The sequence below is a fragment of the Brevibacillus sp. HB2.2 genome (assembly GCF_013284275.1).
GTDB lineage: Bacteria > Bacillota > Bacilli > Brevibacillales > Brevibacillaceae > Brevibacillus > Brevibacillus brevis_D.
In genome coordinates this window covers 288846-303993 of the sequence record NZ_JABSUV010000001.1, presented here as the reverse complement: position 1 = coordinate 303993, position 15148 = coordinate 288846, and the positions used below count along the sequence as shown (strand labels likewise).

Genomic DNA, 15148 nt, shown 5'->3' with positions numbered 1-15148 from the left:
GAACGTTACAATGAGAAGTTTTCGACACCGACTTTTGCATCCGCTTGTACTCGTAACGGCATTGACATTTGTGTTGTCTGGATGTAATAGTACAGCTGCTCCACAAGAACCACAGACACCACCATCCACGGAGTCGCCAACTCCTCCAAAGAAAGAAGCAGAGAAGCCAAAGGAGGAGACCACACCTCCATCTGCTGAAACACCAAAGCAAGAACAACCGGAGCAACCCCAGAAAGCGAAGCCAACCGAAACGAAGCCAGCAGAAAAGCCGTCAGCTGGTCAGCCGCCTGAGCTGTCGTTTCCGGACATAGAGGTTGTGGGTGAGCCAGAGAGTGTTGCTGTACTGGTGAACAAACAACGCAAGCTTCCAGAGAACTATCAGCCAAATGATTTAGTGTTTCCAAATGTTCCTTACTTGCTCCCGGAAAAGAGCGAGAAACGCAAAATGCGCAAAGAAGCGGCGGGTGCGCTTGAGCAGTTATTTGCGGCAGCCCAGGCTGACGGTGTCCAGTTGGCTGGCGTATCTGCCTATCGCTCCCACGCCTACCAGAAAGCGCTGTTTAATCGCTATGTAAAAAAAGACGGCGTGGAGAAAGCACGGACTTACAGTGCCGTTCCTGGGACGAGTGAGCACGAGACGGGACTCGCGATTGACGTCTCTGGTAAGGATGGCAAATGTGCGGCAACGAGCTGCTTTGCCGGAACCAAGGAAGCGAAGTGGCTGGATGAAAACGTCGAGAAGTTTGGATTTATCATTCGCTACCCAGAGGGAAAAGACGCGATTACGGGCTATATTTATGAGCCGTGGCATTTGCGTTATGTAGGTGGCGAGATCGCGCAAGAAATCAGAGAAAAAGGAATTACGCTCGAAGAATATTCAGGTGCCGTACCTGTTTCCACACCATCGAATTAAAGAAGCAACGCCGATCTCGTACCGAAGAGAATCGGCGTTTTTGCTATGTAGTTATGCTATAATGTTCTCGGGTGAAGATAATGGTCGAAAAATCAATCAGAGAACGTATTATTGAAACATCCATGCGCTTGTTTGAAGCAAATGGCTACCACAAAGTGACTGTGGATCAAATTGTGAAAGAAAGCGGCACGTCAAAGGGAGGATTTTATCACAACTTCAAATCAAAAGATGAACTCCTCTACATCATTCATGATCAATTTATTACGTATGTGCTGGAAAAAGCGGAGGAAGCTTACGAGAAGTGGGATACCCCAACAGAACGTCTGCAAGCCATCGTAAAATCCTTCGTCATGATGATTGATCTCTACCGCTCGCAGGTTACGATTTTTTATCAGGAAAGCTTGTTTTTAGCTCCAGAGTACTACACAGATATTGAAACGAAACGGGATCGCTATAAACAAATCATGTTCACCGTCATTTCGGACGGGATCGAATCAGGAGAGTTCCGCCCGGAGCTGCCAGTGCCGATTGTGTCCATGGCTATTTTTGGCATGGTGAACTGGATTTACAAATGGTATCAAAAGTCAGGGACGTACTCGATCGAGCAAATCGCGGATATTTATGCAGATATGGTTCTTCATTCTGTTTTGAAATCAGAATCAATGGAAAACCCGGCCTTTCAACGTTTTTTCCTGCAATCTCAAGAAAATCCCTTCCATCCATAATAGGGGTGCTAACAAGGATCATGCGGCTACACTCGAGCTTTTCGATAGGAGACAGGGGCATAGTCGCTTGATGGTCCCTTATAAAATCCTTCGATCAGACCAACTAGTTGGTCTGTACTAGTATTCTGACATTTGCTATAATATCGACAAGACCAACTGGTCGGTCTTTCGCAATCATCATAGTCGGTTCGTGAGGTTGTTCCAGTCAGATTCGGAATAGGGGAGGAATAGTCGTGCTTACCATTTACGAATTACGAGAACTTGTGAAGCTATTAGAGCAGACAGACATAGAATCTTTTGAGGTAAATGAAGAAGATTCTTCGTTGCGTATCAAACGAAGAAATGGGAATCCAGTCACAGTTGTGCATCAGCCCCCCGTACAAACCAAAAGTGCGCCAATCGTGACGGCGGCACCCGCTGTCCTTTTGCCTAAAAAAGAAGCGATTGAGCGCCCGGTCATAACAAGCCCAGTGGAAACACCTCAGAAATCGGCAGAAGTGACAGAAAACTTGTACAAAATCACTTCACCTATGGTCGGAACCTTTTATGCTGCACCTGCCGTTGACGCCGCACCATACGTATCCGTAAATGATCGAGTAGAGCCAACGACTATTGTCTGTATTGTCGAAGCCATGAAGCTGTTTAACGAGATTGAAGCAGAAGTAAAAGGAGAGATTGTCCAAGTCTTGGTGGAAAACGGTCAGTTGGTCGAGCATGGACAGCCGTTGTTCCTGGTGAAGCAAGCGTAATGGTGCAGCTTTTAAGGGGAGGACTAGAAGAGTGAGCAAACATACATGGTTCAAGGAATTCACCGTTCCCACGTACGACCAATGGCGGGAAGCAGCAGAGAAATCGCTAAAGGGCGCATCTTTTGATGCAAAGCTACTGACTAAGTCGCATGAGGGAATTGTTCGCCAGCCCATCTATCGGTACGAAGATGTCAAAACATTGCCGCATCTGGAAGCGCTGCCAGGAGAGGCGCCTTTTCATAGAGGAAATCAGCAGCCTGGCGAGCATAAGGAACACAAATGGCAGGTCTGTCAAGAAATCAGCGCAACGAGTGCCAAAACATTTAATCAGGCAGCCGCAGACGACTTAGCGCGCGGACAAACGATGCTGCATCTGATAGTGGATCAAGCGACTTTGGCTGGACTTGATCCTGACGAAGCATTGCCAGATACGATTGGTCACAAAGGCGTATCTGTTTTTTGCCGGGAGGATTTCGAGCAGGCATTTCAAGGGGTGAAGCTTTCAGAGGTTCCTCTTTACATGAACACAGGGGCGCTTGGCTTGCCGGTTTTATCGCTCATTTTGGCACATGTTGAAGCGACAGGCCAACAAGTTTCTGAACTTCGCGGATGCATCGGGCAAGACCCTGTAGCCGTTCTGCTCACAGAGGGCAAGCTCCCTTGTTCCTTGCAGACAGCTTATAACACGATGGCAAGCGTAACGAAATGGGCAAAAGATCAAGCGCCCGCGCTGAAAACGATCTTGGTTCAAAGCAATCCTTATCAGGACGGCGGCGGAAACGCAGTAACCGAACTGGCTTTTTCACTGGCCACAGGGGTGGACTATTTGCAAGCGATGCTTGAGCGAGGGCTATCCATAGAGGATAGCGCAGCACGGATGCAGTTCTCATATTCGATCGGCTCAGACGTCTTCATGGAAATCGCGAAGCTGCGTGCGGCAAGAATGCTCTGGTCAAACATCGTGGCGGCCTACGGCGGATCAACGGAAGCGCAAAAGATGACAATTCACGCCAGAACCTCTGCTTGGACGAAGACGATTTACGATCCGTATGTCAACATGCTGCGTTCCACGACAGAAGCGTTCTCAGCCGTTATTGGCGGAGCAGACAGTCTGCATGTATCCGCATTTGACGAAGCGATCCGCCCAGCCAATGAGTTTTCGAGAAGGATCGCCAGAAACACGCAAATCATTTTGCAGGAAGAAGCGCATCTGGCAAAAGTGATCGACCCTGCGGGAGGTTCTTGGTACGTAGAATGGCTCACAGACGCATTAGCGAAAAAGGCATGGGAGCTGTTCCAGCAGGTAGAAGCGCAGGGTGGTATGCTGAGCGCGTTAGAAGCAGGCTTCCCACAAGGCTTGATCGCTCAGAGCGCGGATCAAAAAGCAGCGAGCATCGATACGCGTAAAAAGCGTTTGGTTGGAACCAACATGTATGCCAATACAGCTGAGCAGCCACTGAAGGCCGAGAGTCATCTGAGCATGCACGAAGAACGAGCGGAGGAAGCAAGATCCCATCGGCTGAAACAGAATGCGACTCTCGTCTCCGCAGCGCTCGATGGGTTGGGGGAACCTAACGATGAGCTCGTGGCACATGCAGTAAAAGCAGTGCTTCATGGAGCGACTGTGGGCGATATCGCCAAAGCCATGAGACGTGAAGATTCCGTGGAGACAATCATTCAGCCACTTCGTATTCACCGGGCATCCGAACGCTTTGAAGCCTTGCGGATGCAGGCAGATGATTTCTTGAAAACAACAGGCAAAAGACCGACCGTGTTCTTGGCGACGATGGGTCCTGTGTCAAAGCATAAGGCCCGGGCAGACTTCGCAGCGGAGTTTTTTGCGGTTGGCGGCTTTGACGTTTTGCGCGAGCAAGCATTCTCTACCACTGTAGAGGCGGCTGAGGCTGCGGTGGCATCAGGTGCGATGGTCACGGTCATTTGCTCGGACGATGCGAGTTATCCGGAGCAGGTTCCACCATTGGCTTATGCAATCAAGCAACGTGTACCTCAGATGACGGTTCTGGTGGCTGGCTTGCCAGAGGCGGAGCAGCTGGCTGCCTTCAAGGCGGCCGGTGTAGATGATTGCATCCACATGCGTTCCAATTGCTACGAGATGCTGCGAGAACTTCAGGAGCGGATAGGAGTGGGCTCATGATGAAGCGACCTGATTTTTCACAAATGGCTTATCAGTCCAAACGTGATGTGTCTGATTTGTTTCCCCAACTGGGTGCGAATCCACAAGGAATGGAGCAAATGTGGCAGACGCTAGAGCAGATCCCTGTAAAACCACTGTACACAATGGCAGATGTGGAGGGAATGGATCACCTCGGCTACATGCCTGGTTTGCCACCATATACACGCGGACCGTATCCGACGATGTACGTGACTCAACCATGGACGGTTCGTCAATATGCCGGCTTTTCTACAGCGGAAGAGAGCAACGCTTTTTACCGACGGAATTTGGCAGCGGGACAGAAAGGGCTATCGATTGCCTTCGACCTCGCGACGCATCGCGGCTATGACTCCGATCATCCCCGAGTAGTCGGTGATGTCGGGAAAGCAGGCGTGGCAGTTGACTCCATTCTCGATATGAAAATCTTGTTTGACGGCATCCCCCTCGATAAAATGTCCGTCTCCATGACGATGAACGGAGCGGTTTTGCCGATTATGGCGTTCTATATCGTGGCAGCAGAAGAGCAAGGGGTATCGCAGGCGGAGCTTACCGGAACGATCCAAAATGACATTTTGAAGGAATATATGGTTCGGAATACTTATATTTATCCGCCAGAAGCGTCGATGAAGATTATTTCCGATATTTTTGCTTACACCTCCAAGCACATGCCTAAATTTAACAGCATCAGTATTTCAGGCTACCACCTGCAGGAAGCGGGTGCGACTGCGGATATTGAGTTGGCCTACACGCTGGCAGATGGCTTGGAATACGTTCGTACTGGTCTTGCAGCAGGTATCGACATCGATGCGTTTGCGCCACGGCTGTCATTTTTCTGGGCGATTGGCATGAACTACTTCATGGAAGTGGCCAAAATGCGTGCAGGCCGATTGATTTGGGCCAATCTGATCAAACAGTTCCATCCGAAAAACGAAAAGTCGATGGCACTGCGGACACACTCACAAACGTCCGGGTGGAGTTTGACGGAGCAGGACCCGTATAACAACGTAGTGCGGACGTGCATCGAAGCCATGGCCGCTGCTCTGGGTCATACCCAATCTCTGCATACGAACGCACTGGATGAAGCAATTGCGTTACCGACTGATTTTTCGGCTCGAATAGCGCGGAATACGCAGTTGTTTTTGCAGGACGAAACCGAGATAACCAAGGTCGTCGATCCGTGGGCAGGCTCCTACTACGTGGAGTCCTTGACGGCGCAGCTCGTGGAAAAGGCGTGGGCGCATATCGAGGAGATCGAAGCACTTGGCGGTATGGCAAAAGCAATTGAGACCGGATTGCCGAAAATGAAAATCGAGGAAGCGGCTGCACGCCGTCAGGCACATATTGATTCAGCGAAGGAAGCCATTATTGGCGTGAACAAATACCGTCTGGACAAAGAAGACCCGCTGGAAATTCTCGAAGTTGACAACACAGCGGTTCGGGAAGCGCAAATCAGACGTTTGCAGGAGCTGCGCAGTAACCGGGATGAGGCGAGAGTGCAAGCAACTCTACAGGCCATTACGGAATGCGCGAAAACGGGCGAAGGCAATCTGTTGGAGCTGGCTATTGAAGCGGCACGAGCAAGAGCTTCTTTGGGCGAAATATCGGATGCCTATGAAAAGGTCGTGGGTAGACACAAGGCGGTCATTCGTTCCATTAGCGGCGTCTACAGTTCCGAATACGCTGATGCTGATGAGGTAGCGGCCGTGCGCAAGATGGCAGATGAATTCGAGCAGTGGGAAGGCAGACGTCCCCGTATTATGATCGCGAAAATGGGTCAAGACGGACATGACAGGGGCGCGAAAGTGATTGCCACCGCTTTTGCCGATTTGGGCTTTGATGTCGACATCGGTCCGTTGTTCCAAACACCTGAGGAAACAGCGAAGCAGGCGATAGAAAATGACGTACACGTGATCGGCTTCAGCTCGCTTGCGGCAGGTCATAAAACATTGCTACCACAACTGGTGGAAGAGCTCAAAAAGCTGGGACGCGAAGATATTGTCGTCGTCATAGGTGGTGTGATACCGGCGCAGGATTACGCCTTTTTGCGAGAGCATGGTGCCGCAGCTATCTTTGGGCCAGGAACAGTCATTCCTGTAGCAGCCCAGCACGTTCTGCAAGAGATCGTGTATCGCCTGGAGGCTGCTGGACAATGACTGGGGGCAGGGCAGACAAGAATTTCTTGAACGTTTCCTCCAAGGCACGTCTCCCACGGTTATCAGTGGATCAATACGTCACAGGCGTACGAGAGAACAACCGAACGGTTTTGGCGCAGGCAATCACGTTGGTCGAGAGCAATGCTCCTGCTCATATGGATATGGCCCAAGAGGTGATCAAGCAACTACTTCCTCATACAGGTCAATCCATACGCATAGGGATATCCGGTGTGCCAGGTGCGGGAAAGAGCACGTTCATTGAAGCATTTGGCAGTATGCTTTGTGAAAAAGGTCATCGTGTCGCTGTTTTGGCCGTTGATCCGAGCAGTACGGTTACTCGTGGGAGCATTCTCGGCGACAAGACGCGGATGGAGCTCTTGTCACGCAATTCACAGGCGTTCATCAGACCTTCTGCCACGGGCGGCACCCTAGGCGGAGTCAATCGGAAAACGCGGGAAACGATGCTAATCTGTGAAGCAGCAGGCTATGATGTGATTTTGGTCGAGACCGTCGGGGTCGGACAGAGCGAGACGACAGTCAGATCTATGGTCGATTTCTTTCTACTCCTGATGCTGACAGGGGCTGGCGATGAACTGCAAGGAATTAAAAAAGGCATTATGGAAATTGCAGATGCGCTTCTGATCAATAAAGCCGATGGGGAAAACCGGACGCGTGCCTTGATCGCCAAAGGTGAATACAACCGTGTTCTGCATTACTTGCAGCCGGCAACCACTGGCTGGGAAACGAAAGCATACATGTGTTCTTCGCTGACAGGGGAAGGCATTGAAGATATTTGGGAGGTCATCGGTCAATTTCGTGAAAGCACCATCCAATCAGGCGGGTTTGAGGCAAGACGTAAAGCGCAGCTACTCGATTGGATGCACAGTATGGCTCAGGACTACCTGCGTGCGACCTTTTTCGGCAACCAGCAAGTAGCCGAGCTGCTTCCCTTGATTGAAGGAGCCGTTGCGAGTGGCGAGATTTCACCGACGAGCGCCGTACAGCAATTAGTGGCGATCTATGAGAATGCGATCATGAAAAAGGAATAGAGAGATGGTGGCCCTTATGAGTAGCAATATGTACGAAAAAATTGATGAATTGATGGAACGCAAATATAAAATCCAGCTTGGCGGCGGAGATGCTCGCATCGATGCCCAGCATAACCGCGGCAAGTTGACCGCGCGTGAGCGAATCGAGCTCCTGCTTGACCCAGACACCTTTATGGAGCTGAACCCGTTTGTTGAGCACCGTGCTACGCATTTTGGTCTCGACCAGATGGAGGCACCAGGCGAAGGTGTCGTAACGGGCTACGGAAAAATCAACGGTCGGCCTGTCTATTTGTTCGCGCAGGATTTCACGGTGTTTGGCGGTGCTCTGGGTGAGATGCACGCAATGAAAATCGCCAAGGTGATGGATTTGGCCGCGAAAAACGGCGCTCCCTTTATCGGTCTGAACGATTCTGGCGGCGCACGTATTCAAGAAGGGGTAAGCTCACTGGATGGCTATGGCACGATTTTTTACCGTAATGCCATTTACTCCGGTGTGATTCCGCAAATCTCTGTCATCCTCGGTCCGTGTGCGGGAGGAGCCGTTTACTCTCCGGCGATTACGGATTTCGTGTTCATGGTAGAGAAGACGAGCCAAATGTTTATCACAGGTCCAAAAGTGATCGAGACCGTTACAGGTGAAAAAATATCCGCGGAGGACCTAGGCGGAGCCAAAGTCCATTCGACGGTGAGCGGCAATGCCCATTTTACAGGAGAAACCGAACAGGAAGTATTGAAAGGGGTACGCAGGCTGCTCAGCTTCCTGCCACAAAACAATCGTGATCGCGCACCAGTGATAGAAGCAGAGGAAAATAATGGTTGGCAAGAGGAGCTCTTGGAGCTGGTACCTGCAGAAAGCACGAAAGTATACGATGTGCGCAAGGTCATCGAAAAAATCGTGGATCACGGTGATTTCATGGAAGTACAGCCGAACTTTGCCCGCAATATCGTGATCGGTCTGGCGCGTATCGATGGACACAGTGTCGGCATTATCGCCAACCAGCCGAAGGTCATGGCAGGCGGACTGGACATTCATTCATCGGATAAGCTGGCTCGTTTCATCCGTTTTTGTGACTGCTTCAACATTCCGCTCTTGACCTTTGAAGATGTCTCTGGCTTTTTCCCGGGAATCAATCAGGAGCATGGAGGGATTATCCGTCACGGGGCGAAAATCTTGTATGCATACTCAGAAGCAACGGTTCCCAAAATCACCGTGATTCTGCGCAAAGCTTATGGAGGCGCTTATGTGGCGCTCAACTCCAAATCCATTGGAGCAGATGTTGTGTATGCATGGCCGAATGCAGAGATTGCTGTCATGGGTCCCGAGGGGGCAGCTAACGTCATTTTTGCAAAGGAAATCGAACAAAGTGAGGACCCGGCTGCGACTCGCGCAGAGAAAATTGCCCTCTACAGAGAGAAGTTCGCCAATCCATATGTCGCGGCTAGTCTCGGCATGGTGGATGATGTCATCGACCCGCGTGAAACCCGTCAAAAGGTCGCGCAAGCCTTGGAAATGCTCAGAAACAAGCAGGAAGATCGTCCGTACAAAAAGCACGGGAACATCCCACTTTAGAAAGGAGCTCTGATCGTGCTATGAAGCTGCATGAACTGCGTGAATTCATCAAGCTGGTGAATCAGTCTTCCATTGAGGAGCTGGAATGGGAGAAGGGTAAGACACGAATCGTGATCAAGAAAAGTGCACCAATCGAAGGCGTGGCTGTCCATGCGCCTGTACAGGTGGGCGAAGTGGAGCATGGTTATCAGGAGGCAGCCGCTACTGCTGAGTCAGTTGATGTCGTTGCTGAGGCTGAGGCACCTAAGGAAGTGACACACCAAGTCATGTCTTTGGGAGTAGGACTGTTCTATGCGGAAGTGACAGTAGGGCAGACTGTTCAAGCTGGCGAAAAGGTTGGACGCTGCACGGCTGATGCTCTTCAGCTATCTGCGGATATTACGACGCCTGTTAGCGGCATCATCACGGAAATTCTCGTCGCGGATGGTCAGTTTGTCGATTACGGAAAAGCTTTGCTCGTTGTCAAAACTCAGTAGGAAGGAGTGCGCACATGTTTACGAAAGTATTGATTGCCAATCGTGGAGAAATCGCTGTCCGCGTTATCCGCGCTTGTCAGGAACTAGGGATACGTACAGTCGCTGTCTTTTCTGAGGCGGATCGGGAAGCATTGCACGTAGAATTGGCGGATGAAGCGTATTGTATCGGACCTACGGCGTCCAAGGACAGTTATTTGAACATGGCACGGATTATGACAGTCGCACTTTACACAAAGGCAGACGCTATCCATCCGGGCTATGGCTTCTTGGCGGAAAACGCTTCGTTTGCCCAGCTTTGCCAGGATTGCTCGATAACCTTTATCGGTCCCGATCCCGAAGCGATCACCAAAATGGGGGATAAATCCGTAGCAAAAGCAACGATGAGTCAAGCGAATGTTCCACTAGTTCCGGGAACAGACGGTTTGATTGATGACATCGATGAGGCATTGCAGGTGGCGGAGAAAATCGGCTATCCTGTCATTGTAAAAGCAACGGCTGGCGGCGGCGGCAGAGGAATGCGTGTCGCTTTTGACGCCGATGAGTTGTCCAAGGCGATTCGTCAGGCCCAGAAAGAAGCGGAGACGGCATTCGGCAACGCTGGCGTGTACTTGGAAAAATATGTAGAAGAGCCGCGGCATGTGGAGATTCAAATCATGGGGGATAAGCATGGCAACGCCGTGTACTTGGGAGAGCGGGATTGCTCCATTCAGCGTCGTCATCAAAAGCTGGTAGAAGAAGCGCCATCTCCGGCGCTGGACCAAACGCTGCGCGAGCAAATGGGGCAAGCTGCGGTGGCGGCAGCCAAGGCGGTTTCGTACCACGGAGCGGGTACTGTTGAATTTTTGCTAGACAAGCACGGCCAATTTTACTTCATGGAAATGAATACGCGGATTCAGGTAGAACATCCCGTAACAGAGATGATTACAGGGATTGACTTGATCAAAGAACAAATATCTGTGGCAGTAGGCAATCCGTTATCCTTCTCACAAGAAGACGTGAAAATCAACGGATGGGCAATCGAGTGCCGAATCAACGCGGAGAATCCTGCGAAAAACTTTATGCCATCACCAGGGAAGGTCGTCAACTACTTGCCGCCAGGGGGTTACGGTGTGCGCGTGGACAGTGCGGTTTATCCTGGCTACGAAATCTCTCCTTTCTATGATTCAATGGTCGCCAAGCTGATCGTTTGGGGAACAGATCGCAACGAAGCATTGGCTCGTATGAAGCGGGCGCTAGGTGAGTTTGTCATCGAAGGCGTACATACGACGGTTCCCTTCCATGAGAAGCTACTGGAGCACCCTGACTTTGTCGCAGGGAATTTCGCTACGAATTTTCTGGAAAAAAATACGCTGGATTTGTAACGAGCATGAAAGAACTGTAACAGAGAGGGATTTCTGTCACAGTTCTTTTTTCATTTATAGCAGTATTCATTTATACTACTAAAAAGAAAGGAGGTAACACCTTGATTGATGAGCTTCGAAAAATCGGATTGTCAGACCTGGAAGCCAGATGTTATTTGGTGCTTCACGAGGAACCGAAAATATCTGGATATGAAGTGGCCAAGAAAGTTTCCGTCTCGCGGACGAATGTATACGCAGCCCTTCGAGCATTGACGGAAAAGGGCATGTGCCGCATGATCGAATCGGAGCCTGTTCTCTATGATGCGGTACCGATCGAGCAGCTGATTCGTTTGTTACAATCGGAATTTGATCAAACAACCCGTGTCCTTCAAGAACAGTTGAAATCTACCCCCCGAACGTCTCCTTCCTTTTATAATTGGCAAGGTGACAAAGCGATTGAAACAGCCATAAAACGAATCATCTCAAATGCAAACAAAAGCATTGTTGTCGATATTTGGTCCGAAGATGTTCATTGGGTAGAGGAACCATTGGTAGAAGCAGAAAAACAAGGGGTTGCTGTCACGCTCATATCCATTGGTGAATGCCATGCAAAGCTAAAAAATGTTGTCGTACATAAAAGGAGTGCGGAATGGCATCAAGTGCAATCCAGAAAGTTCTCTATTCTTTGCGATGCGCATTCGGCATTGCTGGGCAGTTTTGGGCGTGGGATCAAACCCACTATACTGGAGACGGACCACCCGTCTCTCATTGAGTTGCTGCAAAACGCCTTCTACCATGACATCATCATGGGTCAGATCGAGAAGGATTTCAGCCAAGTGCTGGAAGAGAAATATGGGAGTGACTATGTACGCATTATCACCCCTTACAGGGAATACCTATAACGGGTGACATTTATTCTCATCCTAGTCTTTGCAAAAAAAGAAGACAGTGGCTTCAAGTTCGAGGACGAATCTCGTTATCAACCAAAAAGAGAATTGAGCACAAAAAGCTATTATAAATGACAGCCAACCCTTAGAGGGTTGGCTGTTTGTTATGGATGGGCTTTTATTCTATTCTGTCAACTCATCAAGAAAGCTTCTTACAGCCTGATAATATCCATCAGGGTCAGTAGAATGGATATCATGCCCGCACGCTGCAAAACTGGCAAGCTTTGTGTTTGGCCTTTGGCTCACCATGCGCTCGGCCTGATTTTCATCCAGTACAAAGCTTTTTTTACCGTGGATCAGCAAGATCGGGCAAGAAGACGCTAGCCAATCGTTCCACCATTCCCCGTTAATGTGTCGCTGAGAGATAGGCATGCCCTTTAAATCAGAACGGAATCCCCAGCCTTGTTCATCCTCAAACACGCTTTCCGAAAAATAATCGACCGCTCGAACGCCGACTTCCTCGAGCGATTTCCTTAGATCGTGTAAAGAAGGGGAGCGGTGTGGGAGTTTTTCTGCAAAGGATAAGTCGGCCTTAATTTCTACCCCGATATCTTCTACGATGACGGCGTTCACAAGCTCAGGATAACGAGTAGCAAATTGATAAGCGTTGACACCTCCTAAAGAATGCCCAACGATCGTAACAGGAGCTCCATCCAAAACGGTTTGAACAAAGGCGAGAATGTCGTTGACGTAGCCTTCACGGGAATAATCCTTATCTGGGGCATACTCACTCCAGCCGTGACCTCGTTGATCCAATCCAATCACGCGCCAATCTGTAAATCTGGAAGCAAACTCTGAAAATGTTCGTGCATCATTCATATGACCATGCAGCAGGAGCAAGACTCTTTGATTGTCTCCTCCAAAATCGAGGTAAGATAGTTTTATGTTACCTGATTGGAAAAATTTTCTCGTCATTGTTCCTTTTTCTTCTGGATGAAGCATACAGTAATCCCTCCTAATGGATAAACAGCATCATGTCCAACTCGACTTCTCCTTCACGTTAACAGATAATAGTGACAGGAAATGTCATAATAAAAACATTTGGAGAGTTATGTCATGCCAAAATCAAAAAGACTGCTGGAAATGATAATGACTGTCAACCGGAAGCGCAAGTTTACTGTGGGTGAGCTTGCTGACGAATTTGGCGTTTCAAGGCGAACAATACTCCGGGACCTGCAAGAACTGAGTGAGTTAGGGGTGCCTTTGTACTCTGAGGTGGGACCGCATGGCGGATATCATGTTTTGAAGGAAAGGATTTTGCCGCCTATTGCTTTCTCAGAGGAGGAAGCGGTCGCAATCTTTTTCGCGATCCATGCTCTTCGACACCATTCCTCTCTACCATTTGAGACAGAATCCGGCTCGACGCTGAACAAATTTTATCAGTTCATGCCACCGGATATTAGAGATCGCATTGATCAGATGAAACGCCGTGTTGATTTCGTGACACCGAAGCGGCAAGCAAGTTCTCCACATTTATCGATGTTATTGGATGCTGCTATCCAACAAAAAGTACTCCTTATCACTTATGAAACGCGTGGACAACAATCTAAGCGGGAGATGCAGCCGATTGGAATTTATACAAAAAACGGTTTATGGTACAGCCCTGCTTATTGTTATCAACATCAAGATATTCGCGTGTTCCGTTGTGACCGTATCCTTTCCGCCGAACAATCGGCATCGAAGTCGTTGGATCTTCGAGACATTCACCTGGAGAATCGGCAGATCAAAACGGTGGAGGATCAGGACACGATCCACTTATTTGCGGAATTGACGATTGAAGGTGTGCAGGTTTGTGAGTCTGAACTTTGGCTTGCAACTATGCTGCATGTGCGGCAGGATGGAAGTGGTTGGTTGGAAGGAAATGTAGCGAGAAGTGACATCTTATTTTTTGCGAAGTTTTTGATTGGATTGGGGAAAGAAGTGACTGTACAGCATTCATCGGAAATAATAGACGGAATAAAAGCGCATTTGGCAGAAATGATGAACATTTACTCACAATGAGGAGGTAGCCATGGCATTACCCAAAAAAGGTACGAGGGGTATAACGGTAGGAGAACAGCGATATCGTTGGGTCATTACCCCAGCAGCGAAGGGTCTGCTCGCGTTGACCATCCAACACAATGAAGGGATAGGTCAGTTGATTCGCGTGTATGTAAAATCAGATGTGAATGACTTTTGGGCGGAGTACCCACTTGTGCAGCATTTGGATATGAGAGTAATAAAGCCAGCTGACGTCGCAGCTATCATTGAAGAGGCGATCAAGCTGGGGTGGCAGCCTGACAAAAAAGGGACGCCTTTGAGCTTTGACTTTATCGGAAGCATGCTCGTCAAAAAAGGGGATACATAGCAATACCGGAACGGGAATTTTCTAAATAAGCAAAGGAGAAGAAGTCGGATGGAATGGACAAACGTCAGTAAGACAAAGGATCTAGAGATCGTGCGAGCAGCAGTGGATCAATTAGATATCAACGAACGGGATCAACGCGGGCGAACACCGCTGATGCTTTTTATCATAAACCGAATGAAGCCAGAAGCGACAAAACGATTGCAGACCTGCTGCTCGAAACGAAAGGCGCGGTACGTCGGGAATCGGAGGAACAAAAACGCTGGAGAATGCTCGCCATGCAATTAAAAGAGAAACTTGCAGATGAATGGGATAGGGGTTGATCATCATGTGTCGATATGGGATGTATGGTCCATACAAACAAATATACGCGTGTTTCACGTGCCGAAAAGTGTTCAAGCAAACCTCCAAGTATGAATTGTCGGAAGAAGAATGGAACAAGATCAAGCATAGCTGTCCGCAATGTGGTGAGGGAATGAAAGAGATGGGGCATGATTTCAAGGCTCCCAAGCAAACGGATGTAAAGCAGTGGAAAAAGGTTGAAATCCTCTATCAGCATGGGTTTGCCTATCATTCCTGTGGCTCGATGGTCCTGGCTACCGACCAGCCGAATTACATGAAGTGAACGAGTTTCTCGAAAAGAATAAGCGGTTCAAATCAGAGGGAGAGAAATTGCTGGATAGACTCTCGATAAGAATGTAAAAACCAA

Annotated in this window: 14 protein-coding genes and 1 pseudogene; 14 read left to right on the top strand and 1 reads right to left on the bottom strand. The window is 49.2% G+C overall.

The genetic code is table 11. The features are described from left to right. Positions 1-10: 10 nt before the first annotated feature. The 10 genes from HP401_RS01130 (at position 11) to HP401_RS01085 (ending at position 12050) form a co-directional block, all read left to right on the top strand. Positions 11-913, top strand: a complete 903-nt coding sequence (locus HP401_RS01130) for a M15 family metallopeptidase (protein WP_173603780.1) — start codon at positions 11-13, stop codon at positions 911-913. Positions 914-993: 80 nt separating this feature from the next. After that, positions 994-1638 carry a TetR/AcrR family transcriptional regulator gene (locus HP401_RS01125; protein ID WP_173603779.1) on the top strand — a complete coding sequence of 215 codons (645 nt, stop codon included), beginning with the start codon at positions 994-996 and terminating at the stop codon, positions 1636-1638. A gap of 233 nt (positions 1639-1871) precedes the next feature. Beyond that, positions 1872-2387, top strand: coding sequence for an acetyl-CoA carboxylase biotin carboxyl carrier protein (gene accB / locus HP401_RS01120; protein WP_173603778.1), 516 nt, complete (start codon positions 1872-1874; stop codon positions 2385-2387). 31 nt (positions 2388-2418) lie between these two features. Continuing rightward, positions 2419-4542 carry a methylmalonyl-CoA mutase family protein gene (locus HP401_RS01115; RefSeq protein WP_173603777.1) on the top strand — a complete coding sequence of 708 codons (2124 nt, stop codon included), beginning with the start codon at positions 2419-2421 and terminating at the stop codon, positions 4540-4542. Beyond that, positions 4542-6713 carry a methylmalonyl-CoA mutase gene (gene scpA, locus HP401_RS01110; RefSeq protein ID WP_064199730.1) on the top strand — a complete coding sequence of 724 codons (2172 nt, stop codon included), beginning with the start codon at positions 4542-4544 and terminating at the stop codon, positions 6711-6713. The genes HP401_RS01115 and scpA overlap by 1 nt, the downstream gene beginning before the upstream one ends. Continuing rightward, positions 6710-7762, top strand: a complete 1053-nt coding sequence (meaB, locus tag HP401_RS01105) for a methylmalonyl Co-A mutase-associated GTPase MeaB (RefSeq protein ID WP_173603776.1) — start codon at positions 6710-6712, stop codon at positions 7760-7762. The genes scpA and meaB overlap by 4 nt, the downstream gene beginning before the upstream one ends. A 4-nt stretch (positions 7763-7766) precedes the next feature. Then, positions 7767-9332 carry an acyl-CoA carboxylase subunit beta gene (locus HP401_RS01100; RefSeq protein ID WP_173603775.1) on the top strand — a complete coding sequence of 522 codons (1566 nt, stop codon included), beginning with the start codon at positions 7767-7769 and terminating at the stop codon, positions 9330-9332. 20 nt (positions 9333-9352) lie between these two features. Next, complete coding sequence (locus HP401_RS01095; RefSeq protein WP_173603774.1) at positions 9353-9808, top strand: acetyl-CoA carboxylase biotin carboxyl carrier protein; 456 nt, start codon at positions 9353-9355, stop codon at positions 9806-9808. Between the two features lie 14 nt (positions 9809-9822). Continuing rightward, positions 9823-11169, top strand: coding sequence for an acetyl-CoA carboxylase biotin carboxylase subunit (gene accC / locus HP401_RS01090; RefSeq protein ID WP_142496039.1), 1347 nt, complete (start codon positions 9823-9825; stop codon positions 11167-11169). 101 nt (positions 11170-11270) lie between these two features. Further along, positions 11271-12050 carry a TrmB family transcriptional regulator gene (locus tag HP401_RS01085; protein WP_173603773.1) on the top strand — a complete coding sequence of 260 codons (780 nt, stop codon included), beginning with the start codon at positions 11271-11273 and terminating at the stop codon, positions 12048-12050. 168 nt (positions 12051-12218) lie between these two features. Here the strand turns inward: HP401_RS01085 and HP401_RS01080 are convergent, their stop codons facing one another. Then, complete coding sequence (locus HP401_RS01080) at positions 12219-13037, bottom strand: alpha/beta fold hydrolase (RefSeq protein ID WP_173603772.1); 819 nt, start codon at positions 13035-13037, stop codon at positions 12219-12221. A gap of 114 nt (positions 13038-13151) precedes the next feature. Here HP401_RS01080 and HP401_RS01075 point away from each other — a divergent pair, with 114 nt between their 5' ends. The 4 genes and pseudogenes from HP401_RS01075 (at position 13152) to HP401_RS01060 (ending at position 15141) form a co-directional block, all read left to right on the top strand. After that, positions 13152-14096, top strand: a complete 945-nt coding sequence (locus HP401_RS01075; protein WP_173603771.1) for a helix-turn-helix transcriptional regulator — start codon at positions 13152-13154, stop codon at positions 14094-14096. A gap of 10 nt (positions 14097-14106) precedes the next feature. Continuing rightward, positions 14107-14442 carry a hypothetical protein gene (locus HP401_RS01070; RefSeq protein ID WP_173603770.1) on the top strand — a complete coding sequence of 112 codons (336 nt, stop codon included), beginning with the start codon at positions 14107-14109 and terminating at the stop codon, positions 14440-14442. Between the two features lie 48 nt (positions 14443-14490). Next, the gene (locus HP401_RS29760; protein ID WP_253901653.1) at positions 14491-14727 is read left to right on the top strand and encodes a hypothetical protein; all 237 of its coding nucleotides are present in this window, start codon (positions 14491-14493) and stop codon (positions 14725-14727) included. A 40-nt stretch (positions 14728-14767) separates the two neighbouring features. Continuing rightward, positions 14768-15141, top strand: a pseudogene (locus tag HP401_RS01060) (hypothetical protein). The last annotated feature ends 7 nt before the right edge of the window (positions 15142-15148 follow it).

What these genes read in the sequence shown, in the direction of transcription:
- scpA (WP_064199730.1), top strand. Translation starts at nt 4,542, where the DNA reads ATGAAGCGACCTGATTTTTCACAAATGGCTTATCAGTCCAAACGTGAT.
- HP401_RS01130 (WP_173603780.1), top strand. Translation starts at nt 11, where the DNA reads ATGAGAAGTTTTCGACACCGACTTTTGCATCCGCTTGTACTCGTAACG.
- HP401_RS01080 (WP_173603772.1), bottom strand. Translation starts at nt 13,037, where the DNA reads ATGCTTCATCCAGAAGAAAAAGGAACAATGACGAGAAAATTTTTCCAA.
- HP401_RS01100 (WP_173603775.1), top strand. Translation starts at nt 7,767, where the DNA reads ATGGTGGCCCTTATGAGTAGCAATATGTACGAAAAAATTGATGAATTG.
- meaB (WP_173603776.1), top strand. Translation starts at nt 6,710, where the DNA reads ATGACTGGGGGCAGGGCAGACAAGAATTTCTTGAACGTTTCCTCCAAG.
- HP401_RS01075 (WP_173603771.1), top strand. Translation starts at nt 13,152, where the DNA reads ATGCCAAAATCAAAAAGACTGCTGGAAATGATAATGACTGTCAACCGG.
- accC (WP_142496039.1), top strand. Translation starts at nt 9,823, where the DNA reads ATGTTTACGAAAGTATTGATTGCCAATCGTGGAGAAATCGCTGTCCGC.
- HP401_RS29760 (WP_253901653.1), top strand. Translation starts at nt 14,491, where the DNA reads ATGGAATGGACAAACGTCAGTAAGACAAAGGATCTAGAGATCGTGCGA.
- HP401_RS01125 (WP_173603779.1), top strand. Translation starts at nt 994, where the DNA reads ATGGTCGAAAAATCAATCAGAGAACGTATTATTGAAACATCCATGCGC.
- HP401_RS01070 (WP_173603770.1), top strand. Translation starts at nt 14,107, where the DNA reads ATGGCATTACCCAAAAAAGGTACGAGGGGTATAACGGTAGGAGAACAG.
- HP401_RS01095 (WP_173603774.1), top strand. Translation starts at nt 9,353, where the DNA reads ATGAAGCTGCATGAACTGCGTGAATTCATCAAGCTGGTGAATCAGTCT.